22 protein-coding genes are annotated in these 19,336 nt (G+C 58.8%); 16 read left to right on the top strand and 6 right to left on the bottom strand.

Annotated elements, in window-relative coordinates; translation table 11 throughout:
- Window positions 1-31 precede the first annotated feature (31 nt).
- The 6 genes from E8M78_RS13805 (at window position 32) to E8M78_RS13780 (ending at window position 4,072) form a co-directional block, all read left to right on the top strand.
- Window positions 32-1,207 (top strand): cell wall hydrolase, encoded by a 1,176-nt coding sequence (locus E8M78_RS13805; protein ID WP_246658321.1) that lies wholly within the window; start codon window positions 32-34, stop codon window positions 1,205-1,207.
- 231 nt (window positions 1,208-1,438) lie between these two features.
- Window positions 1,439-1,795 carry an AtpZ/AtpI family protein gene (locus E8M78_RS13800; protein ID WP_137135568.1) on the top strand — a complete coding sequence of 119 codons (357 nt, stop codon included), beginning with the start codon at window positions 1,439-1,441 and terminating at the stop codon, window positions 1,793-1,795.
- Between the two features lie 61 nt (window positions 1,796-1,856).
- On the top strand, window positions 1,857-2,609 hold the full coding sequence (locus tag E8M78_RS13795) for a F0F1 ATP synthase subunit A (RefSeq protein WP_137135567.1): 753 nt from the start codon (window positions 1,857-1,859) through the stop codon (window positions 2,607-2,609).
- Window positions 2,610-2,675: 66 nt separating this feature from the next.
- The gene (locus tag E8M78_RS13790; RefSeq protein ID WP_010026583.1) at window positions 2,676-2,903 is read left to right on the top strand and encodes a F0F1 ATP synthase subunit C; all 228 of its coding nucleotides are present in this window, start codon (window positions 2,676-2,678) and stop codon (window positions 2,901-2,903) included.
- A gap of 79 nt (window positions 2,904-2,982) precedes the next feature.
- Entirely contained in the window at window positions 2,983-3,582 is a 600-nt protein-coding gene (locus E8M78_RS13785; RefSeq protein ID WP_137135566.1) for a F0F1 ATP synthase subunit B, read from the top strand.
- Window positions 3,583-3,586: 4 nt separating this feature from the next.
- Window positions 3,587-4,072, top strand: coding sequence for a F0F1 ATP synthase subunit B (locus E8M78_RS13780; RefSeq protein ID WP_137135565.1), 486 nt, complete (start codon window positions 3,587-3,589; stop codon window positions 4,070-4,072).
- A gap of 162 nt (window positions 4,073-4,234) precedes the next feature.
- Here the strand turns inward: E8M78_RS13780 and E8M78_RS13775 are convergent, their stop codons facing one another.
- Together E8M78_RS13775 and E8M78_RS13770 are read right to left on the bottom strand one after the other, a co-directional pair.
- Window positions 4,235-4,891, bottom strand: a complete 657-nt coding sequence (locus E8M78_RS13775; protein WP_137135564.1) for a ribonuclease HII — start codon at window positions 4,889-4,891, stop codon at window positions 4,235-4,237.
- Between the two features lie 274 nt (window positions 4,892-5,165).
- Window positions 5,166-6,323 carry a PA0069 family radical SAM protein gene (locus E8M78_RS13770; RefSeq protein WP_137135563.1) on the bottom strand — a complete coding sequence of 386 codons (1,158 nt, stop codon included), beginning with the start codon at window positions 6,321-6,323 and terminating at the stop codon, window positions 5,166-5,168.
- Window positions 6,324-6,453: 130 nt separating this feature from the next.
- On the opposite strand from E8M78_RS13770, the gene E8M78_RS13765 reads away from it, so the two are divergent.
- Complete coding sequence (locus E8M78_RS13765; RefSeq protein WP_137135562.1) at window positions 6,454-6,969, top strand: glycosyl transferase; 516 nt, start codon at window positions 6,454-6,456, stop codon at window positions 6,967-6,969.
- A 5-nt stretch (window positions 6,970-6,974) separates the two neighbouring features.
- Here E8M78_RS13765 and moaB read toward each other — a convergent pair whose 3' ends face one another.
- The 4 genes from moaB to E8M78_RS13745 all read right to left on the bottom strand — a co-directional run bounded on the left by moaB (window position 6,975) and on the right by E8M78_RS13745 (window position 11,607).
- Window positions 6,975-7,526: a molybdenum cofactor biosynthesis protein B gene (moaB, locus tag E8M78_RS13760; protein WP_137135561.1), complete on the bottom strand. Its 552-nt coding sequence runs from the start codon at window positions 7,524-7,526 to the stop codon at window positions 6,975-6,977.
- A complete protein-coding gene (locus tag E8M78_RS13755) occupies window positions 7,523-8,392 on the bottom strand; it encodes a 4-(cytidine 5'-diphospho)-2-C-methyl-D-erythritol kinase (RefSeq protein WP_137135560.1) in 870 nt (289 codons plus the stop codon). The genes moaB and E8M78_RS13755 overlap by 4 nt, the downstream gene beginning before the upstream one ends.
- An 11-nt stretch (window positions 8,393-8,403) precedes the next feature.
- On the bottom strand, window positions 8,404-10,410 hold the full coding sequence (locus E8M78_RS13750) for a tetratricopeptide repeat protein (protein ID WP_137135559.1): 2,007 nt from the start codon (window positions 10,408-10,410) through the stop codon (window positions 8,404-8,406).
- 180 nt (window positions 10,411-10,590) lie between these two features.
- On the bottom strand, window positions 10,591-11,607 hold the full coding sequence (locus E8M78_RS13745) for a polyprenyl synthetase family protein (protein WP_137135558.1): 1,017 nt from the start codon (window positions 11,605-11,607) through the stop codon (window positions 10,591-10,593).
- A gap of 104 nt (window positions 11,608-11,711) precedes the next feature.
- On the opposite strand from E8M78_RS13745, the gene E8M78_RS13740 reads away from it, so the two are divergent.
- The 9 genes from E8M78_RS13740 to E8M78_RS13700 all read left to right on the top strand — a co-directional run bounded on the left by E8M78_RS13740 (window position 11,712) and on the right by E8M78_RS13700 (window position 19,332).
- On the top strand, window positions 11,712-11,939 hold the full coding sequence (locus E8M78_RS13740) for a DUF2007 domain-containing protein (protein ID WP_137135557.1): 228 nt from the start codon (window positions 11,712-11,714) through the stop codon (window positions 11,937-11,939).
- Window positions 11,936-12,706: a tRNA1(Val) (adenine(37)-N6)-methyltransferase gene (locus E8M78_RS13735; RefSeq protein ID WP_137135556.1), complete on the top strand. Its 771-nt coding sequence runs from the start codon at window positions 11,936-11,938 to the stop codon at window positions 12,704-12,706. Before E8M78_RS13740 ends, E8M78_RS13735 begins: the two co-directional genes overlap by 4 nt.
- 97 nt (window positions 12,707-12,803) lie before the next feature.
- Complete coding sequence (locus tag E8M78_RS13730; RefSeq protein ID WP_137135555.1) at window positions 12,804-13,676, top strand: S49 family peptidase; 873 nt, start codon at window positions 12,804-12,806, stop codon at window positions 13,674-13,676.
- Between the two features lie 33 nt (window positions 13,677-13,709).
- On the top strand, window positions 13,710-13,904 hold the full coding sequence (locus tag E8M78_RS13725; protein ID WP_137135554.1) for a hypothetical protein: 195 nt from the start codon (window positions 13,710-13,712) through the stop codon (window positions 13,902-13,904).
- 151 nt (window positions 13,905-14,055) lie between these two features.
- Complete coding sequence (locus E8M78_RS13720) at window positions 14,056-15,012, top strand: glycine--tRNA ligase subunit alpha (protein WP_137135928.1); 957 nt, start codon at window positions 14,056-14,058, stop codon at window positions 15,010-15,012.
- Window positions 15,013-15,103: 91 nt separating this feature from the next.
- Entirely contained in the window at window positions 15,104-15,655 is a 552-nt protein-coding gene (locus tag E8M78_RS13715) for a LemA family protein (protein WP_137135553.1), read from the top strand.
- 51 nt (window positions 15,656-15,706) lie between these two features.
- Window positions 15,707-16,963: a 3-phosphoshikimate 1-carboxyvinyltransferase gene (gene aroA / locus E8M78_RS13710; RefSeq protein WP_137135552.1), complete on the top strand. Its 1,257-nt coding sequence runs from the start codon at window positions 15,707-15,709 to the stop codon at window positions 16,961-16,963.
- Between the two features lie 54 nt (window positions 16,964-17,017).
- Window positions 17,018-18,919 carry a DUF2207 domain-containing protein gene (locus E8M78_RS13705; RefSeq protein WP_137135927.1) on the top strand — a complete coding sequence of 634 codons (1,902 nt, stop codon included), beginning with the start codon at window positions 17,018-17,020 and terminating at the stop codon, window positions 18,917-18,919.
- Between the two features lie 83 nt (window positions 18,920-19,002).
- Window positions 19,003-19,332 (top strand): TM2 domain-containing protein, encoded by a 330-nt coding sequence (locus E8M78_RS13700; RefSeq protein ID WP_137135551.1) that lies wholly within the window; start codon window positions 19,003-19,005, stop codon window positions 19,330-19,332.
- Window positions 19,333-19,336: the final 4 nt, after the last annotated feature.

The raw sequence follows: 19,336 nt of genomic DNA, 5'->3' as shown, positions 1-19,336 counted from the left end.
CGCTCAAGTGTTGACGTGTTGGAGTTGTCTTGTGCCGAGTTTGAGAAATATCGCCCGAAAGCGGATTTCGCTTGCCGACCGCTGGGCAGCCCCCACCCTGTTCGGCCTTGCCGCCTGGTTGGCATTCCCCAGCCTGCCAGCGCACGGGGATCTGAGTGATCTCCTGTCCGGCTTTGATCGCTCTGGTGCGCAGTGGCGCATGGTGATGACAAAATCACCCGCCGGGTCCATCCATTCGGCAGAGCTTGCTTTTCCGCCGGGTGAGGAGCGTCTTGTCTCAAATACGGGCTTCAGCCTGCCGAACGGCGAGAAGATTGCCATCGTGGCGGGAAAGAAGGAAGACCAGCATATTCCCGACGAAGACCGGGTGAACCGTGCACAGAAGAAGGGCAGGGTGGTGGCAGTTGTGCCCATGTTGCCGCCGCGGGCCTTCAGTGCCGGTTCCATTCTTCAGCGCAGCAGTTCGCTTCTCGCACCCGTCATCCGCGCCGAAGATCAGGTTGCGTTTGCCAAGGCGCCCAAGGCCAGCGAAGAGGTGAAGCTCGCTGCCTTCTATTTCCGCCGTTCGGAGGAAAAGAAACCCGACGCCGGTCTTTCACCTATGGTGGCAAAACTCGTCACCAATCCGAAAGCCGATATCCTTGCCACGGCCTATGCCCCGGCCAAGCCCGACTTTGCGCGGCAATCGCCATTCGATGCGATCCTGACTGAAAAAAAGGATGACGGTCGTTTCATCCCGGATATTGGGCCTGAGGACCATGCATGGGCGGCAACGCCCCTTCCGCCTGATGCTTTTTCGCCGCAGGAGCAACAGTGCCTGGCGTCCGGCATCTACTTCGAGGCGCGCGGCGAATCGGTGAAGGGGCAGGCAGCCGTCGCGCAGGTCATCCTCAATCGCGTTCGAAATCCTGCCTATCCCAAAACGATCTGCGGTGTCGTCTACCAGAACGAAGATTGGCGCAATCGCTGCCAGTTCTCGTTTGCCTGCGATGATATCAAGGATCGTATCCGCTCGGAGGAGCATTGGAAAATGGCGAGGGAAGTCGCCATGGCGACCACGGCGGGCAAGATATGGTTGAAGGAAGTTGGCTCCGCAACTCACTATCATGCGGTCTATGTCCGTCCCAACTGGGCACCTACCATGAAAAAGATAGGCCGTATTGGGCTGCATGTCTTCTACCGCACCTATGGCGGCGGCTGGAGCTGAGGACCGCCGATTCCTCGACTTCAACAGCACATGCTGATTATCGATAATCTCAAGTATTTGATTTTTCGTCAGAAATTTGTTCTGGATGAGTGTCGGTTAACGCCTTGACTATGGGGGCGTGCAAAACTATGTTGCGCCCGACTTCAAAACGGGCCGGAAGGCGCTATTTCCCAAGGCTTCGAGAGAGGCTTGAGACCGAAAATCAGGTCTGCTGAAGCCAGGGAGAGGCGCATGACCGACAACCGGGATGATAGTCTGGAGCAACGACGCGAGGCTCTTTCCGCAAAACTGGCGGCAAGGGAACGCAGCGAGGCAATTGAAACCGCGAAGGAAAAGCAATCAGAGGAAAGCCGTAAGGGAATGGCTCTCGGGTTGAAGATCTCTTCAGAGTTCATTGCTGCCATCGCTGTTGGCGCCATGCTTGGCTATCTGATCGACCGTTTTGTCGGCACGACGCCTTGGGGGATGATCATTCTTCTTCTTCTTGGTTTCTGTGCCGGAGTGCTGAACGTGCTTCGTGCCATGGGCATGGTTGCGACCCCGGATCCGGGTGTTTCTCGCGGCGATGACTCGGACCACAAGCGCTAAGGCTCGGATTTAGAGGCTAGCTGCCAATTGCGGCGGCCATGAGGAAAGAAAAGGTAGAGCGGTGGCGAACGACCCGACGCATCAGTTCCAGATCTTCAAGATCGTGCCAATCGAAATTGGTGGTATCGATTTCTCCTTTACCAATGCGTCCCTGTTTATGGTCGCCACGGTTGCCTGTGCCGCCGGTTTTCTCTACTTCTCGACCGCCAATCGTGGCCTGATCCCGGGTCGTTCGCAGTCGGTTGCCGAGCTTTCCTATGAGTTCATCGCCTCCATGCTGCGCGAAGGTGCGGGCAGCCACGGGATGAAGTTCTTCCCGATGGTCTTCTCGCTCTTCATGTTCGTGTTGACTGCAAACCTGCTCGGCATGTTCCCGTACTTCTTCACGGTTACTAGCCAGATCATCGTCACCTTCGCGCTCGCGCTGTTCGTTATCGGCACTGTTGTCGTCTACGGTTTCTACAAGCACGGCTTGCATTTCCTTAATGTTTTCGTGCCAAGCGGTGTCCCGGGCGTACTTTTGCCACTGGTTGTCACGATCGAAATCATCTCGTTTCTGTCCCGTCCGATTTCTCTGTCGGTTCGTCTTTTCGCCAACATGCTGGCGGGACACATCACCCTCAAGGTGTTCGCGGGCTTCGTTGCTTCGCTTGGAACCCTGGGTGCAATCGGTATCGGTGGCGCGACATTGCCCCTGATCATGACGGTCGCTCTGACCGGTCTGGAATTCCTCGTAGCCTTCCTGCAGGCCTACGTCTTTGCGGTACTCACATGCATGTACCTCAACGATGCAGTTCACCCAGGCGGTCACTGAGGAACGACATTGGCGTATTGAAGCGTCAGTCAACCGCCGCAACAACCCATTCTAAGGAGTTCACACATGGAAGCGGAAGCAGCAAAGTTCATCGGTGCAGGTCTGGCTTGCTTTGGCATGGCTGGTACGGCTCTCGGCCTCGGCAACATCTTCGGCAACTACCTCTCCGGCGCGCTTCGCAACCCGTCTGCTGCTGACAGCCAGTTCGGCCGTCTGGTATTCGGCTTCGCCGTTACGGAAGCTCTGGGCATCTTCTCGCTGCTCGTAGCGCTCCTCCTGCTGTTCGCCGTCTAATAACCGGCAAACCGATCGGATCACGGCCGCCACTATGTGTGCCGTGATCCTTCTTATTGAATACCCCCTGGAGGTGATGATGTTCGTGACACCGGCATTTGCGCAACAAGCTGCGCCGGCCAATGGCGCCACGCAAGGTGAAGTGCATACGGAGACGGGTGTCGCTCACAATGAGCACGGCACTGGCGTGTTCCCGCCTTTCGACCAGTCGACCTATGCGTCGCAGCTGCTCTGGCTCGTCATCACTTTCGGCCTTTTCTATCTGCTCATGCAGAAGTTGATCGTGCCCCGTATCGGCGGCATTCTCGAGCACCGTCATGATCGGATTGCACAAGATCTCGATGAGGCCTCCCGCCTGAAGGCAGAGGCAGACGCCGCCGTGGCTACCTATGAGAAGGAACTGGCGGATGCCCGTTCCAAGGGTGGCGCGATCGCGGAAAGCGCACGTGAGGCAGCCAAGGTCAAGGCAAATGCCGACCGCGCAGCCATTGAAGCTGAACTGGCAGGCAAGCTTGCCGCCGCCGAAGCTCGCATCTCTGAAATCAAGGCTGCAGCTTTTGCTGAAGTTGGTGCGATTGCTGAAGAGACGGCGTCTGCGATTGTCGATCAGCTCATCGGTCCCAAGGCCAGCGCCGAAGACGTCAGGGCTGCAGTTGCAACCGCAAAGGTAGGAGCCTGATCACATGGCATTTGATGCAACATTCTTCGCCTTTGTAGGCCTTGTTCTCTTTCTTCTTCTCCTCGTCTATCTCAAGGTTCCTGGTATGATGGCCTCGTCGCTGGATAAGCGCGCCGCCAACATCCGCGAGGAACTCGATCAGGCCAAGCGCCTTCGTGAAGAGGCGCAGGCTCTGCTCGCAGAGTACCAGCGCAAGCGTAAGGAAGCCGAAGCTGAAGCCGCTGCGATCGTTGCCTCCGCAGAACGTGAAGCCGCTGCCCTGACGCAGGAAGCCCGTCAGAAGACGGAGGAATTCGTCGCGCGCCGCAATGCTCTTTCGGAACAGAAGATCCGCCAGGCCGAAGCCGATGCCATCGGCGCCGTTCGCGCCGCCGCGGTCGATTTGGCGGTTGCTGCTGCCGAGAAGGTTATTGCTGCCAAGGCTGATGCCGCGACGCAGCAGGCTCTGTTCTCTCAGTCCGTCGCTCAGGTCAAGGCTCGCCTGAACTGATCTCCAAGATATTCGACTTTGCAGGAAGGCTGGGGTAACCCGGCCTTTTTTGTATCTGGAGTTCCTGGCTACAATGAACTGGGATGACTGTTCGACCCCAGCTGATCTGATTCAGCGCATCGTCCTTCTGACTGACAGCACGTCGGGTAGCGATTAATTTGTTCAATCTCGTCGTAGCGGCCTGAAACTCATACGGTGCAGTGCGCACGGCCCGTACTCTTCGATGGCGCGACGGTGCTGGGCCGTGCCATAGCCGGCATGCTGCGCAAATCCGTAGGCTGTGAAGACATCTCCCGCGCGGGCCATCATCCGGTCTCTCGTCACCTTGGCGATGATCGAAGCGGCGGCAATGGAAAGGCTACGGGCGTCGCCCTGAATAACGGCTTTGCCTGGGCAGGAGAGCCCTGCGGGAACATCCCGTCCATCGACCAGAACAAAGTCGGCTTTCACCGGCAGGGCGTCCACAGCCCGGCGCATCGCATCAAGGCTGGCGCGAAGAATGTTCTTCTCGTCGATATGACGGGGACCGGAAGAGGCGACTGAGATATGCGCCGTTGCACAGATCTCCACGAAGAGCGCCTCACGCTGTTTCAGCGTCAATTGCTTGGAATCGTTCAATCCGGCGGGAATGTGGTCCGGATCCAGGATGACTGCTGCAGCGACAACAGGTCCGGCAAGGGGGCCGCGTCCGGCTTCGTCGGTGCCGGCTACCGGCCAATGCCCCGCCTTGCGCGCCATCTGCTCCAGCGAAAAATCCGGAACGATCGGTTCGAGAGAGAAAAGATCGGGAGGAGAATCGGGGGGCGTGCGTCGTGACATGCGGCATCAGTCGCACGCCCACCCGATTTCCCGCAAGCCCCGTTGAAGCAAATGAGGCGGCACTGCTTCCGGCCCAAGGGGATCAGGCCAACGGGGCAAGACCAGCAGGGGCGGCGCCGGTCCATTTTAGTTTCGCAACACGCTCGGTCAGCGAAACGACAAGTCTTAGTTCGAATTCAGGAGCCCGCTCCGATGGCTGACTTCTGACTTCGCGTGCGATTGAACAAATCTCTGGTAAAACCCGCACGTAGTCGCCGCATATCCCGTCGCGGTATCAGAGAAGCGACAGCTGGACCCCGGCGCCATCGGGGCGAACAAAAAGGTCGTCGCGCAGTGCTACACCTCTACGGGCAAGACCAAGGCGCTTTGTCGCCATTTCAAAACGGCGCGAAATCTGCCAGGCATAGGGACCTTCTCCTTTCATGCGCTTGCCAAATTCTGCATCATAGTCTTTTCCGCCGCGCATCGACTTTATCAGCGACATCACATGCCGGTAGCGATCGGGATAGTGTCTCAGAAGCCAGTCGCGGAAGAGCGGGCTGACTTCCAACGGCAGACGCAGCAGAATGTAGCTTGCAGACACAGCGCCAGCTGCCTGTGCCGCATCCAGAATTCGCTCTAACTCATGGTCGTTCAGCGCAGGAATAAGAGGAGAGGCGAGAACGCCGGTCGGTATTCCTGCATCGGTCAACTGCCGTACCGCTTCCAGGCGCTTGGTCGGCGTCGAAGCACGAGGTTCCATCAGACGCGCCAGCTTACGGTCAAGCGTGGTGACGGAAATCGCTACCTTGGCCAGTCCTTTTGCGGCCATCTTGCCAAGAATATCGATATCCCTCGCTACCAGCGCCGACTTCGTAACGATCATGACTGGATGGTTGGCTTTCTCGAGCACTTCCAGCAATTGCCGCATGATACGCCAGTCGCGCTCTATCCGTTGATAAGGGTCCGTGTTCGTGCCGATCGCAATGGGCTTCACCTTGTATCCGGGTTTGCTTAGCTCTCGCTCAAGCAGGCGAGGGGCATCGGGCTTCGCGAAGAGCTTGGCCTCAAAATCCAGCCCTGCCGAAAGCCCCATATAGCTATGGGTTGGTCTGGCAAAACAATAGATGCAGCCGTGCTCACAGCCGCGATACGGATTGACGGAACGGTCAAACGGAATATCGGGTGAATCATTGCGGGTGATAGCCGTCTTCGGCTTCTCGATCTGGACTTCGGTCTTGAAAGGCTCGAGTTCTTCCAGCGACTGCCAGCCATCATCGAACTGCTCTCTCCGCTGGTCTTCGAACCGGCCGCTCGGGTTCAAGCCTGCACCACGTCCACGGCGTCGGTCCACCTCGATCCTGAGACCTGATGACTGGACCAGAGCATCGGCAATATCCGCCGTGTGAGCAGGCGCAAAAGCGTCCTGCCGCAGTTGAGACAGCTCGTTCATGGAAAACTCCCAGCCAGATGTTTAACGCTGGCGTACTCAAATTCGTATCGTTAAAATGAGAACAATGCAAGAACAAAATCTGCCGCCTTTGTTGATGGCAATTTTCGGGCCGATGCGATAAAGGTCATGAATGCTGACTGTATTGATGGAATGCCATGATCAGGAATCCGAGCTGGCACAGACATTGTCTGTGCTGGTTGCCGGTGCTGTGGAAGGTCTGGTCAGCGACGTTGCGGTGCTCGACCATGGTTCCACTGATGCGTCTGCGCGTGTTGCGGATGCGGCGGGTTGCAAGTTCTATACGCAGTGGGATCTGGAAAGCGTTCTGCGAGAGGTGCGTGGCGAGTGGCTCATGCTTCTGGAGCCGGGAGCGCGCCCTCAAATCGGCTGGATTGATGAAGTCGCCGAGCATATCTCGCTGACGCGCCATCCCGCGCGCTTCAGTCCATCCCGCAATTACCGCAGGTCGCTGATCCAGCGACTGTTCGGCAAGGATCCGCCGCTCGCGCAGGGTCTTCTCATTCAAAAAAGTGCGGCTTCAGCAAAGGGTGCGCGCGCAAGGCGGCTTGCCGACCTTGTCGAGGGGAATCGGCCGCATACGCTCATCTCCGAACTGATTCCAGCCTGGGCTGCAGCGCGTAGCTAATCTAGTCAGGCTTTGCCGCCGCGCTTCAGGTGCTCATCAAGCCGTGGCATGATTTCCACGAAATTGCAGGGCATATGGCGGTAGTCCAACTGCCATTTCAGGATGCCGTCCCACGCGTCCTTGCAGGCGCCGGGCGAACCGGGCAGGACAAAAATGAAGGTCGCATTGGCAACGCCGCCGGTGGCGCGGGACTGGATCGTGGATGTGCCGATCTTGTCGTAGGATATGCGGTGAAACACTTCGGAGAAGCCATCCATACGCTTTTCGAACAGGGGTTCCAGTGCTTCCGGCGTCACATCCCGGCCGGTAAAGCCCGTGCCACCGGTGGTGATCACCACGTCGATTTCTTCTGCAAGCGTCCAGTTACGGACCTGCTCATAGATCTGCTCCTTGTCGTCGGCAACGATTGCGCGAGCAACGAGTTCGTGGCCCGCTTCCAGAATGCGCTGCACCAGCGTATCGCCGGATTTGTCATTATCCAGCCGCCGAGTGTCGGAAACGGTCAGCACGGCAATACCGACCGGAATGAAGGGACGGCTCTCATCGATACGGCTCATGGTGCATTTCCTTCCAAAGTTCGGCCCGCTCTGACATACCACTGCGGCCTGGTCTGCTGGAGCGTCAAAGCTGCACGTTCCAGAGCCATTTCGTCGCGGTAGAGGCCAAAACACGTGGCGCCCGATCCAGACATGCGCGAGACCTCCGCGCCGCTCTCCTCCAGCTGCCGGAGGCATTCCCCGATCTCCGGAAGCAGCCTCTGCGCAGGTTCTTGAAGGTCGTTTCTGAGGGCCCCCAGATACTCCAGCCAGTCCGATTGCGCCGGATCAAAAGGAGGTAGCGGCGCGTTGCTCTTCGATGTCAGCAACCGGAATATCTGGGGCGTTGAAACGGGTTTGAGCGGATTGATCAGCAGTATGAAGAAGGGCGGTAGGGTGGCAAGCGGTTCTATGTCCTCGCCAATCCCACGTGCGATCAAAGGGCTGGACGCAAGACACATCGGCACGTCCGCCCCAAGAGACAGGCAAAGCTTTGCCAGCCGGTCTCGCTGCACGTTCAGGTTCCATAGTCGAGCGAGGCCGCGCAAGGTTGCCGCTGCATCTGCGGAGCCACCACCAATTCCGGAGGAGAGCGGCAGGCTCTTCGTTAGCGTGATGTCGACCGGACACGTCTCGTATTCGAGTTCTGCGGCAAGGGCGCGCAACCCGTCTCGCGCCCGCGTCACGAGATTATCCGCCTCGATCGACAGAGTGTCTGCAAACCGCCCGGTTATCTCGAACCGGTCCTGCGCAGATGGGCGAATGGCGAGCTCGTCGCCGAAGTCTGCGAACGTCACAAGGCTATCGAGAAGATGATAGCCATCCGCGCGCTGACCGGTCACATGCAGCGCGAGATTGATCTTCGCCCGCGCTGCTTCGATCACCATTCCGGTTGGGCTCAATTGGATTTAGCCGGAATCTTGATCAATTGGCCGGGAAACAGCCGGTTGGGGTTACGCTTGAGTTCCGGATTCATCTCCAGAATTTCGCGCGCGCGTTCCTTGTCACCCAGCCGATCCGTCGCAATCTTGGACAGCGTATCGCCTTCGCTGACGATGTAATCGGCAGTGACCGGTGCATTGGGCTGCGCTGCGGCAGGGGGAGCAGCAGGTGCGGTGGCTGCCGGAGAAGCCATGGCTGTCTGTACCGGCGGCGGACCGGCATCTGCGAGACCTTCCCGGATCTTCTGTTCGATCTTCGGGATTTCTGTCAGTTCCGGCTTCATGGTCAGGGCACGTTGCCACTGGTACTTCGCTTCCAGCTGCCGTCCAACGCGCCAGTAGGCATCGCCCAGATGGTCGTTGATCGTGGCATCGCCCGCTCGCAGCTGCACCGCGCGCTCAAGCTCGGTCACCGCGTCGTCATAACGGCCTAGGCGATAATAGGCCCAGCCGAGCGAATCTACGATATATCCGTCGTCGGGCCGCAGATCCACCGCCTTGCGGATCATGTTGAGACCGTCTTCCAGGTTGCGGTTCATATCAACCCAGGAATAGCCAAGGTAGTTGAGAACCTGCGGCTGGTCCGGGTTCAGTTCGAGCGCCTTGCGGAAGTTGGGCTCGGCCTTGTCCCACTCCTTCAGACGCTCATAGGCGATGCCGCGCTGGAAAAACACCGACCAGTCGCTGGGCCGAGGGGCCGGACCGACCACTTCCACCGCCTTGTCATAGGTCTTTGCCATCTCGGCAAAATCCTTGGCGTCTGAAAGAACGCTGCCGTAAGCAATGTAGCTGCGAATGTCGGTCGGATCGGATTCGATGAGCTTCTTCAGATGTTCTTTCGCGCCGTCCACATCGCCTGTCTGCGCTAGTGTCAGGCCCAGCTGCAGCTCGGAAATGCGCCGCATGGGCGAATCCTGCGGAACGCGACCATAGAGCTCGATTGCCTGTTTCGGCTGCTCCAGCTTCTCGGCAATACCACCCAGCAGGATCAGCGTATCGGCGCTCTTCGGATCAAGCGCATGCGAGATCTGCAAGTAGAGCGAGACCATCTCCTCGGCACCCTGGCGGTTCAGCGCACTGCCGATGGAAAAGAGAACGGCGGAGGCCCCTTGCGTGGCGTCGGTGACCTGCTGCTCCGGCTTTTCGCCCTTTTCGATGCTCTGGCGAAGAGCCTTGAGCGGCGCGTAATTCAGCATCAGCCGTTCGGCAACAGAGATCGCATCGAGCGCCTTCTGCTTGTTGCCCTGCGCCGCTTCAAGGCGGGCCAGCGCCATGACCGATCGCATGAATGTATCCGGCGTCGTGGCAACGGCTTCCTGGCTGGTGATGGCTGCGCTAAGGTTGCTGCGGGCTGTGGCAGTATCGCCCGCCACCAGCGCCATCGCACCCAGATGATATTGCGTGAAGACCTTGAACCAATCAGGGCCTTTAAGCGATTTGATCTGCTTGATTGCTTCCGCACCCTTGCCGGCACCAACCTTTGCCCAGCCAATCAGCAGGGCATGGGTCAGCCGGTCCAGATCGTTGCCGCCCTTGTAAGTCAGGATCTTTTCGGCATCGGCGTAGGACCCCTTGCGGATCGCTTCGAGCCCACGCACGATCGTGGTGATACGCTCGACGGCGTCGTCGCCCTTCAGTGCCTCCACATGCTTGAGGCTTTCGTCAAGCTGCCCGTTCATCAGCAAGGACACCATCAGGCGCTCGCGAATGTCGAGGTTGGCCGGTTCGAAGTTCAGCGCTTTCTGGTAGAGGGCGATTGCAGTCGCGTAATCGTGATCGACATCAGCGGTTCTGGCCGCCAGAAATGCACCGGAAAACGTGTTGACCTTCTCCGGCGTGAACTCTACGGCTTCCGTAACCGGGTTGTCCTGCGCCGCAGCAAGACGGGGGGCGACCGTCGCTGCCAGAAGGGCTGAGGCAAAAGCCACGCCGGAAAGCAGACGAAGGGCGAAATTCTGCCGCATGAAAGTGCCTTTCAAGAAGAACTGAGGGCGGCCATCAGGCCACCGGGAATCTTCAATCGATGATTCATGATAGAATGGCTTTTTTGAAGCAGCTGCGCAAGAATCTCGGATATCCGGTTCCTTTGTCGCCGCCGTCAGAAGGGAAGGCCATTAAACAGCCTCCGCGACCTTCCTGAGCCGTCAATTCACCCGCTCGATGCAGAAATCGATGACTTCCATCAATGCTGCCTTGTGTGACGAAGAGGGCAGGGGCGACAAGGCGTCACGCGCAATCGCGCCATAATGCTTGGCGCGCGCAATCGTATCGGCCAGACCATTGTTTTTTGCGATCAGGCCCAGCGCGCGCTGCAGGTTTTCATCGCTGCTCTGGCCATCTTCGATCGCGGTTTTCCAGAAGGCGCGGTCTTCAGGCGTGCCACGGCGATAGGACAGGATCACCGGCAGCGTGATCTTGCCTTCACGGAAATCGTCGCCGACGTTCTTACCAAGGTCAGCGGCCTTGCCGCCATAGTCCAGCGCATCGTCCACCAGCTGGAAGGCAAGGCCCAGATTCATGCCATAGGAGCGAAGGGCCGAGCGGGCGCTCTTGTCGTTTCCGGCAATGATGGGGCCGACTTCGGCAGCGGCTGCGAAAAGCGCTGCGGTCTTGGCGCGGATGACGGAGAGATAATCGTCTTCGGTTGTTTCCATGTTCTTGGCAACGGAAAGCTGAAGCACTTCGCCTTCCGCAATCACGGCGGCAGCGGAGGCCAGAACATCCAGCGCGTCCATGGAGCCGGTCTCGACCATCATCTTGAAGGCCTGCCCCAGCAGGAAGTCGCCGACGAGAACGCTGGCCTGGTTACCCCAGATCATGCGGGCGGTGGACTTACCCCGCCGCATGTCGCTTTCATCCACCACGTCGTCATGCAGCAGTGTGGCCGTGTGCATGAATTCCACGCTCGTGGCGAGCTTGATATGGCCATCGCCCTCGTAGCCGAACATCTGTGCGGCCGCGAGTGTCAGCATGGGGCGCAGACGCTTGCCGCCTGAGGAGATCAGATGGTTCGCTACTTCCGGAATCATTTGCACATCGGATCCGGCCTTCGACAGGATCAGCTGGTTGACCCGATCCATGTCCGACTTGGTCAGATCGACCAGCGGCTTGACGGATGCCTGCTTGTTTTTGCCCTCTTCGAGCGGAATAACGACGCCCAATGAAATGGCCTCCTGTTCAAATCTTGCGGCGGACAATAGAAAGGGGCGCAACAACCGGCAAGTGCCAAATCATGTTATAACCCGGAATCGAGATCGTTTGACGCATGAAAGAACTGATCCGCACCAATGATGCCGTGGTCTTGTCCTTCGCCACCAGCCTATTGAACGACGCAGGTATTCATTCTCTGACCGCAGATCAATCCATGAGCGTGCTGGAGGGTTCCCTCGGTCTTCTGCCCCGTCGCCTCCTGGTGGAGACGGAGCGGGCAGATGAGGCGCGACGGCTGCTGGTCGATGCGGGTCTTGAGGCGGAACTGCGGACTGAAAAATGACCGAGACGCTCGACGCCTTCCATCGTGGCGCCTTTCACCTGTTGCAACCGGCCAAGGGGGCACATCGTGCGGGCATGGATGCCATGCTACTGGCCTCGCTGGTGGATGACGAGCGTCCTGTACGTGTGGCGGACCTGGGTGCGGGGGCCGGCGCTGCCGGATTTGCCGTCGCCGCTCGATTGCCGAATGCTCACGTGGTGCTGGTCGAGCGTTCGCCGGAAATGGCCGATTATGCGCGGAGAAATACGGCGATCGATCAAAACCGTGCATTTGGCTCTCGTCTCACCGTGATCGAGGCGGATGTGACATTGCGCGGCAAGGCACGCGCAGCGGCGAGTTTGCCGGATGATCATTTCCATCATGTGATCATGAACCCGCCCTTCAACGATGCACGGGACCGCCGAACACCAAACGCCCTCAAGGCCGAAGCGCATGCCATGACCGAAGACCTCTTCGAAAGCTGGCTTCGTACCGCAAACGCAATCATGATCCCTGGTGGCCAGCTTTCTCTCATTGCGCGCCCGTCATCCGTGGCGGACATCATCGCCGCTTGTGGCAAACGCTTTGGCGGGCTGGAACTGACAGCCATCCATCCGCGACCGGGCGAAGATGCCATTCGGCTTCTCGTCACGGCCATCAAGGGTTCGAAATCCCGTCTCATATGGCGCGCGCCACTCTTCATGCATGAAGCGGACGGCCACGCTTTCTCCCCCGTTGTGGATGATCTCAACAATGGCCGTAAAGCCTATGCCCGCAAGGGTCGTTAAGGCTGATTGCCAATGACGCGGAATTTACGGGAAGCAACCATTGCGCCCGCCATTTCGTTGCGTACATGATGAATAAACACCATTCCAAGGAGATAACATGGCAGGCCTTTTGACGCGCATTCTACCGAAGCGGTTCCGTAAAGAAGGCATAGCCATTCCCGTCGTCCGCCTGCAGGGCGCGATCATGACCGGCGGCGGCCAGTTCCGCCCCACGCTGAACCTTGCCAATACAGCCCCGGTGCTGGAGCGCGCCTTTGCGAAGAAGGATGCGCCCGTCGTCGCCATCTCCATCAATTCGCCCGGTGGTTCTCCGGTGCAATCGCGCCTGATCTATCAGCGCATTCGGGCGCTGGCGGAGGAAAAGAACAAGCGTGTTCTGATGTTCGTGGAAGATGTGGCGGCCTCCGGCGGTTACATGATTGCGCTGGCGGGCGATGAAATTTTCGTCGATCCGACGTCTATCGTCGGCTCTATCGGCGTTGTCTCCGGTGGATTTGGTTTCCCTGAACTCTTGCAGAAGATCGGCGTCGAGCGGCGCGTCTACACGGCGGGTGAGAACAAGGTGATCCTCGACCCCTTCCAGCCGGAAAAGGAAAGCGACATCGAATATCTGAAATCGCTGCAGCTCGACATTCACAAGGTCTTCATTGATATGGTCAAGTCCCGTCGTGGAGAGCGGCTTGCCGATGACGAGACCATTTTCTCCGGCCTTTTCTGGACAGGGCAACGCGGCGTAGAGCTCGGTCTTGTCGATGGCATCGGCGAAATCCGCGATGTACTGAAGCGTCGCTTTGGCCCCAAGACTCGGCTGGAACTGGTGGGTTCGGCGCGTGGCCTTCTGGGCCGTCGTCTGCCGGGTATCGCTTCGCTTTCCAACACCAACATCGGCGCGGAAATCGCTTCCGGTGCTGCCGCAGGTCTTGCGAGCACATTGGAAGAACGGGCATTATGGAGCCGTTACGGACTTTGAGCCCGCCATTTCCGATTCGAGGACGTGTTACCCATGCCGCAGCTTGTGTTTCTGGCCATTCTCATCGGCGGAGGCTGGCTGCTGTACCGGAAATTCGTCAATGACGCGGAAAAGCTCGCCCGTATCCGGCGCGCCAAGGAAAAGGAACAGCAGACCGGGGCGATTGGAACACTGATCAAGGACCCGGTCACCGGCGAATATCGCGTGAAGCGCGAAGACGAGGATTAGGCTGGTCCTGGGGTATTCCTGTCGTCGTCTTGGCTGGCGCGATCTTGCCCCTCAGACTTGACCCTTAAGCCCCGCCGTGGCACCAGACGCGCAAAAATCTTTGAATACTGGCTCCGGACACAATCCCATGACCACGACCCTTGCTCCGCATATGGACCCGAAGCGCTCTTTCCAGGCGCTGATCCTGACGCTTCATAACTATTGGGCAGACAAGGGCTGCGCCGTCCTGCAGCCTTATGACATGGAAGTGGGCGCGGGTACGTTTCACCCGGCAACGACGCTGCGTGCGCTTGGCCCCAAGCCCTGGAAGGCGGCCTATGTGCAGCCCTCGCGCCGTCCCTCCGATGGCCGCTATGGTGAAAACCCCAACCGCCTGCAGCACTATTACCAGTATCAGGTCATCCTTAAGCCGAACCCGTCGAACCTGCAGGAGCTTTACCTCGGTTCGCTGGCGGCCATCGGTCTCGATCCGCTACTGCATGATGTCCGCTTTGTGGAAGACGATTGGGAAAGCCCGACGCTCGGCGCCTGGGGTCTTGGCTGGGAATGCTGGTGCGATGGCATGGAAGTCTCGCAGTTCACCTACTTTCAGCAGGTTTGCGGCATCGAGTGCTCGCCGGTTGCCGGTGAGCTGACCTATGGTCTGGAACGTCTGGCCATGTATGTGCAGGGCGTGGACAATGTTTACGACCTCAACTTCAACGGTCGCGAAGGCGAGGAAAAGATTTCCTACGGTGACGTCTTCCTGCAGGCAGAGCAGGAATATTCGCGCCACAATTTCGAATTCGCCGACACTGAAATGCTGCATCGCCATTTCATCGACGCGGAAAAGGAGTGTCAGGCACTTCTCGCCGCCGGTGCGCCAGGCGATGAAGAGGCGGGGAGCGAAAAAGGAGGAGCCAACCAGCGCCTCCACAAATGCGTGTTTCCCGCCTATGACCAGTGCATCAAGGCGTCCCACGTCTTCAATCTTCTGGATGCACGCGGCGTGATCTCCGTAACCGAGCGCCAGAGCTATATCTTGCGCGTGCGCACGCTGGCGAAGGCCTGTGGTGAAGCCTTCCTGCTGACGGATGCCGGTGGCGCCAACCTTGGTGCGGCGGCCTGAGAGGCCTTACACAGCCAGGTCAGAGAATCCCGATGACAGAAGCGCGCGGAACGATTAGGGTTCGCGCGCTGATTAAGCCGGGGAGCCCTCCATGTATGTCGCCTTAGCCGTACTCGCGGCCATCGCCCTCTATGTCGTCTTCGTCTATAACGGGCTGGTTAAATCCCGTCAGATGGCGGAAGAGGCTTGGTCGGGCATTGACGTGCAGCTGAAGCGCCGCGCCGATCTCATTCCCAACCTGATTGAGACCGTCAAAGGTTACGCCAGCCATGAGAAATCCACGCTGGAAGCCGTGGTCGAACTGCGCAACAAGGCGCAGGCCGTGCCAGCCGGCGACGTCGCGGGCCGCGCAGCCGTAGAAGGTCTTCTTGGGCAAGCGCTTGGCCGCATTGTCGCGCTCGCGGAAGCCTATCCGGAACTCAAGGCGAACCAGAACTTTCTGGAGCTGCAGCAGTCGCTGGAAACCGTGGAAGGCGAAATCCAGATGTCACGCCGCTATTATAATGGTGCTGCGCGTGACCTGAATGTGAAGGTGGAAAGCTTCCCGTCCAACCTCATTGCCGGTCAGTTCGGCTTTGCCAAGAAGCCCTATTTCGAAATTACCAATGAAGCGGATCGGGCTGTTCCGACCGTTAAGTTCTGAAATGCCTGACGTTTATGCAAAAGGCGCTCCAATAGCGCTTGCGAGAGTATCATGAGTGCCGATCAACTGACCATCCTGCCACCCGCCCATCCCCTGAAGGGGCATGTGGCGCCTCCCGGTTCGAAATCCATCACCAACCGTGCCCTGTTGCTGGCCGGTCTCGCCAAGGGAACGAGCCGCCTGACCGGCGCGCTGAAAAGCGATGACACACGTTATATGGCTGAAGCTCTGCGCGCCATGGGCGTGACGGTGGATGAGCCGGACGCGACCACCTTCGTCGTCACCAGTTCCGGCACTCTCACCCCGCCGTCGGAGCCGCTTTTCCTTGGCAACGCAGGCACGGCAACACGGTTTCTGACAGCGGCCGTGGCTCTGGGGCAGGGGCGCTATGTGGTGGATGGCGATCAGCATATGCGCAAGCGTCCAATCCAGCCTCTGGTCGATGCCTTGCGGTCGCTGGGCGTTGCCGTCGAAGCACCAACCGGCTGCCCGCCGGTGACAATCGATGCCACAGGCCGGTTCGAGAAGAACCGCGTTGTCATCGATGCCGGTCTGTCCAGCCAGTATGTGTCGGCCCTCTTGATGGCCGCGGCCATCGCCGCCGAACCCTTCGAAATCGAACTGGCCGGTGCCGATATCGGCGCACGCGGCTATATCGATCTCACCTTGGCCGCCATGCGTGCTTTCGGGGCGAGGGTCGAGCAGCCGTCCCCATCCGTCTGGCGCATCGAACCCACGGGTTACACAGCAACCGATTTCCACATCGAGCCAGATGCCTCTGCTGCCACCTATCTCTGGGGCGCGGAAGTGCTGACCGGTGGTTCAATCGATATTGGCACACCTGCGACCGAGTTTACCCAGCCGGATGCCAAGGCCTATGAGGTCATTTCGGCTTTCCCGAACATGCCTTCACTGATCGATGGCAGCCAGATGCAGGATGCCATTCCGACGATTGCGGTTCTGGCTGCCTTCAACGAAACGCCGGTGCGTTTTGTCGGCATCGCGAACCTGCGCGTGAAGGAGTGCGATCGCATCCGTGCGCTCTCGACCGGCCTCAATAATATTCGCGACGGTCTGGCCACGGAGGAAGGCGACGATCTCGTTGTCGCATCCGACCCTGCGCTTGTCGGCCAGACGCTGCCTGCCAGCATCGATACCTTTGCCGATCACCGCATTGCCATGAGCTTTGCGCTGGCGGGCCTGAAGATCAACGGCATTACCATTCTTGATCCGGGCTGCGTGGCAAAAACCTATCCGCACTATTGGGATGCCCTGTCATCGCTTGGCGTGGCTTTGGATCGGGGCTGACCAGGGATGATATGCGCTCGCGTGCCAATTGTTCGCCTTCTCCTGCTGCTGCTAATGCTGCAGGCGCTGGGGGTTGGCATGTCGGGTGCGGCATGGGCTGCGGAATATATCGCGGCCTTTCGCTCCGAGATCCAGCTCAGTCGTGAAGGCGATGTGACGGTCACCGAGATCATCACCGTCAATGCGGAAGGCAAGGATATCCGGCGTGGCATCTTTCGCGACTTCCCGCTCTACATGGTGGATGCGAAGGGCAAGCGGCAGAAGGTGGGCTTCGAGGTTCTGACTGTCACCCGCGACGGGCGGCCGGAAAACTGGCGCACGGAAGGCGTGAGCGGAGGCGTGCGCATCTATCTCGGCTCTGCTGATACCCAGCTTGATCGCGGTCTGCACACCTATGAACTGACCTACCGGACGGATCGCCAGATCCGCTATCAGGACAGCTTCGACGAGTTTTATTGGAATGTGACCGGCAATGGCTGGATGTTCCGTATCGATCAGGCCTCCGCCGTGGTGCAGTTACCACCGGGGGTGAAGTCGCTGAACACGACCTTTTTCACAGGTGCCGAAGGCGCAACCGGTAAGGATGCGCGCCGCACTGGCAGCGATACGGCGCCGGGGTTCGTTACTGTGCGCCCTCTCAGCCCGAATGAAGGCCTGACGATTGCCATCGCCATGCCCAAGGGCTCGATCATGCCGCCCAGCGATGCGCAGCAGCGCGGCTGGTTCTGGCGCGATAACATCAACTTCATCATTGGCGGTATCACCCTGGCCGTGGTCGGGCTCTACTATCTCTGGTTCTGGCGACGTGTTGGTCGTGATCCGCCGCGCGGCGTCGTGGTGCCGCGCTGGCATCCACCGGAAGGGCTATCGCCTGCACTGGTCAACTATGTCGACAACAAGGGTTTCTCCGGCGAAGGCTGGGATGCGCTGTCGGCCAGCTTCATCGATCTCGCCGTGGGCGGTTATGTTGTTCTGGAAGATTTGAAGAGCAGCATTGTGGTGCGGCGAACGGGCAAAGCCGCTCCATCCGGTCTCCCCGCCGGACAGGCCATCCTGCTGCAGCAGATGGGCGCGAAGGGCGAAGCTTTCACCATCGACAAGGCCAATGGCACGAAGGTGCAATCTGTTGGCAAGCTCTTTCGCAACGCGATCGAAAAAGAGCATCGCGGCCGCTACTACAAGAGCAATATCGGTTATGTCGTCGTCGGTGTTCTCCTCAGCATCCTGGCTCTCGCGGCCCTCCTGTTCTTCGGTGATTTTGATCCCGATAGCATCGGCTTCCTCGTTCCCTCGGTCATTTTCGGTGCGGTTTGGGGTGGCTTTGCCCTGAATGCCGGTCGCTCCCTGTTCCGTAAGCGCAGCGTTCTGGCGCGCATCGGCGGCGTTCTGATGTTCGGTGTCTTCGGCTTCATTGGCCTGATTGCCGCCGGAGGTCTGCTTGTCGCGGCGGTCGAAGCGCTGGATCACGCCGATTGGCCGGTTCTGGCGGTCGTCGGCGGAATTACGCTCATCAACGCCATATTCTTCTTCCTCATGGGCGCACCAACGCCTCTGGGCGCGAAGTTGATGGATGAGGTGGAGGGCTTGCGGATCTACCTGACGCTGGCCGAAAAAGATCGCATGAACATGGTCGATGTGCCGGAAATGTCGCCGCGCCATTTCGAGACGCTTCTACCCTACGCCGTTGCGCTGGGTGTGGAAAAGCCATGGAGCCGCACATTCGAAACCTGGCTTGCAACCGCTGCAGCCGGTGCTACAGCGGCGAGCTATCACCCCGGCTGGTACAGTGGAGATAGTTTCGGCTCGTTTGGGGACAGCATAGGTGGCTTTTCGTCGTCCATGGCGTCGACCATCGCATCCACCATCCCGCAGCCCGTCTCCTCGTCTTCGTCGGGATTCTCCAGTGGTGGCTCTTCCGGTGGCGGCGGTGGCGGTGGAGGTGGCGGCGGCTGGTAGAATTTAAGGCTAAAACTCTTTGAAGATTGTCTGTTCTGTTGTCCTTGTCTAAGAAGAAATTGGGGACAACAGAGGTTTAGTTCATGGCCGTTACTACCGAACAACAAATACTAATTGAGCAGCGCGTCACAAATGAAGCCAAATCGATTGGCGCTGCCTATCTCATCTGGTTCTTTCTTGGTTCACTCGGTGGCCATCGCTTCTATCTGGGGCGCAAGGGGTCGGCGATCGCCATTCTGCTACTGACGATTATCGGTTTTGCGACAAGCTTCATCGGTGTCGGCGTCGTGTTTCTCGGCATCATGGGGATCTGGGTCTTGATCGATGCCTTTCTCATTCCGGGCATGGTTGCCAAGCACAAGAACCAGGTGCGCAATGAGCTGCTTCAGCGGGCACTGACAGGCAGCCTGTAATTCG

The sequence above is a fragment of the Rhizobium sp. FKY42 genome (assembly GCF_005222835.1).
In the GTDB taxonomy this organism is placed as follows: domain Bacteria; phylum Pseudomonadota; class Alphaproteobacteria; order Rhizobiales; family Rhizobiaceae; genus Neorhizobium.
The sequence above is the reverse complement of the archived record's forward strand: the minus strand, read 5'-3'. Positions and strand labels throughout refer to the sequence as shown.

What these genes read in the sequence shown, in the direction of transcription:
- E8M78_RS13800 (WP_137135568.1), top strand. Translation starts at nt 1,439, where the DNA reads ATGACCGACAACCGGGATGATAGTCTGGAGCAACGACGCGAGGCTCTT.
- E8M78_RS13790 (WP_010026583.1), top strand. Translation starts at nt 2,676, where the DNA reads ATGGAAGCGGAAGCAGCAAAGTTCATCGGTGCAGGTCTGGCTTGCTTT.
- E8M78_RS13785 (WP_137135566.1), top strand. Translation starts at nt 2,983, where the DNA reads ATGTTCGTGACACCGGCATTTGCGCAACAAGCTGCGCCGGCCAATGGC.
- E8M78_RS13780 (WP_137135565.1), top strand. Translation starts at nt 3,587, where the DNA reads ATGGCATTTGATGCAACATTCTTCGCCTTTGTAGGCCTTGTTCTCTTT.
- E8M78_RS13775 (WP_137135564.1), bottom strand. Translation starts at nt 4,891, where the DNA reads ATGTCACGACGCACGCCCCCCGATTCTCCTCCCGATCTTTTCTCTCTC.
- E8M78_RS13770 (WP_137135563.1), bottom strand. Translation starts at nt 6,323, where the DNA reads ATGAACGAGCTGTCTCAACTGCGGCAGGACGCTTTTGCGCCTGCTCAC.
- E8M78_RS13765 (WP_137135562.1), top strand. Translation starts at nt 6,454, where the DNA reads ATGCTGACTGTATTGATGGAATGCCATGATCAGGAATCCGAGCTGGCA.
- moaB (WP_137135561.1), bottom strand. Translation starts at nt 7,526, where the DNA reads ATGAGCCGTATCGATGAGAGCCGTCCCTTCATTCCGGTCGGTATTGCC.
- E8M78_RS13755 (WP_137135560.1), bottom strand. Translation starts at nt 8,392, where the DNA reads ATGGTGATCGAAGCAGCGCGGGCGAAGATCAATCTCGCGCTGCATGTG.
- E8M78_RS13750 (WP_137135559.1), bottom strand. Translation starts at nt 10,410, where the DNA reads ATGCGGCAGAATTTCGCCCTTCGTCTGCTTTCCGGCGTGGCTTTTGCC.
- E8M78_RS13740 (WP_137135557.1), top strand. Translation starts at nt 11,712, where the DNA reads ATGAAAGAACTGATCCGCACCAATGATGCCGTGGTCTTGTCCTTCGCC.
- E8M78_RS13735 (WP_137135556.1), top strand. Translation starts at nt 11,936, where the DNA reads ATGACCGAGACGCTCGACGCCTTCCATCGTGGCGCCTTTCACCTGTTG.
- E8M78_RS13730 (WP_137135555.1), top strand. Translation starts at nt 12,804, where the DNA reads ATGGCAGGCCTTTTGACGCGCATTCTACCGAAGCGGTTCCGTAAAGAA.
- E8M78_RS13725 (WP_137135554.1), top strand. Translation starts at nt 13,710, where the DNA reads ATGCCGCAGCTTGTGTTTCTGGCCATTCTCATCGGCGGAGGCTGGCTG.
- E8M78_RS13720 (WP_137135928.1), top strand. Translation starts at nt 14,056, where the DNA reads ATGGACCCGAAGCGCTCTTTCCAGGCGCTGATCCTGACGCTTCATAAC.
- E8M78_RS13715 (WP_137135553.1), top strand. Translation starts at nt 15,104, where the DNA reads ATGTATGTCGCCTTAGCCGTACTCGCGGCCATCGCCCTCTATGTCGTC.
- aroA (WP_137135552.1), top strand. Translation starts at nt 15,707, where the DNA reads ATGAGTGCCGATCAACTGACCATCCTGCCACCCGCCCATCCCCTGAAG.
- E8M78_RS13705 (WP_137135927.1), top strand. Translation starts at nt 17,018, where the DNA reads ATGCTGCAGGCGCTGGGGGTTGGCATGTCGGGTGCGGCATGGGCTGCG.
- E8M78_RS13700 (WP_137135551.1), top strand. Translation starts at nt 19,003, where the DNA reads ATGGCCGTTACTACCGAACAACAAATACTAATTGAGCAGCGCGTCACA.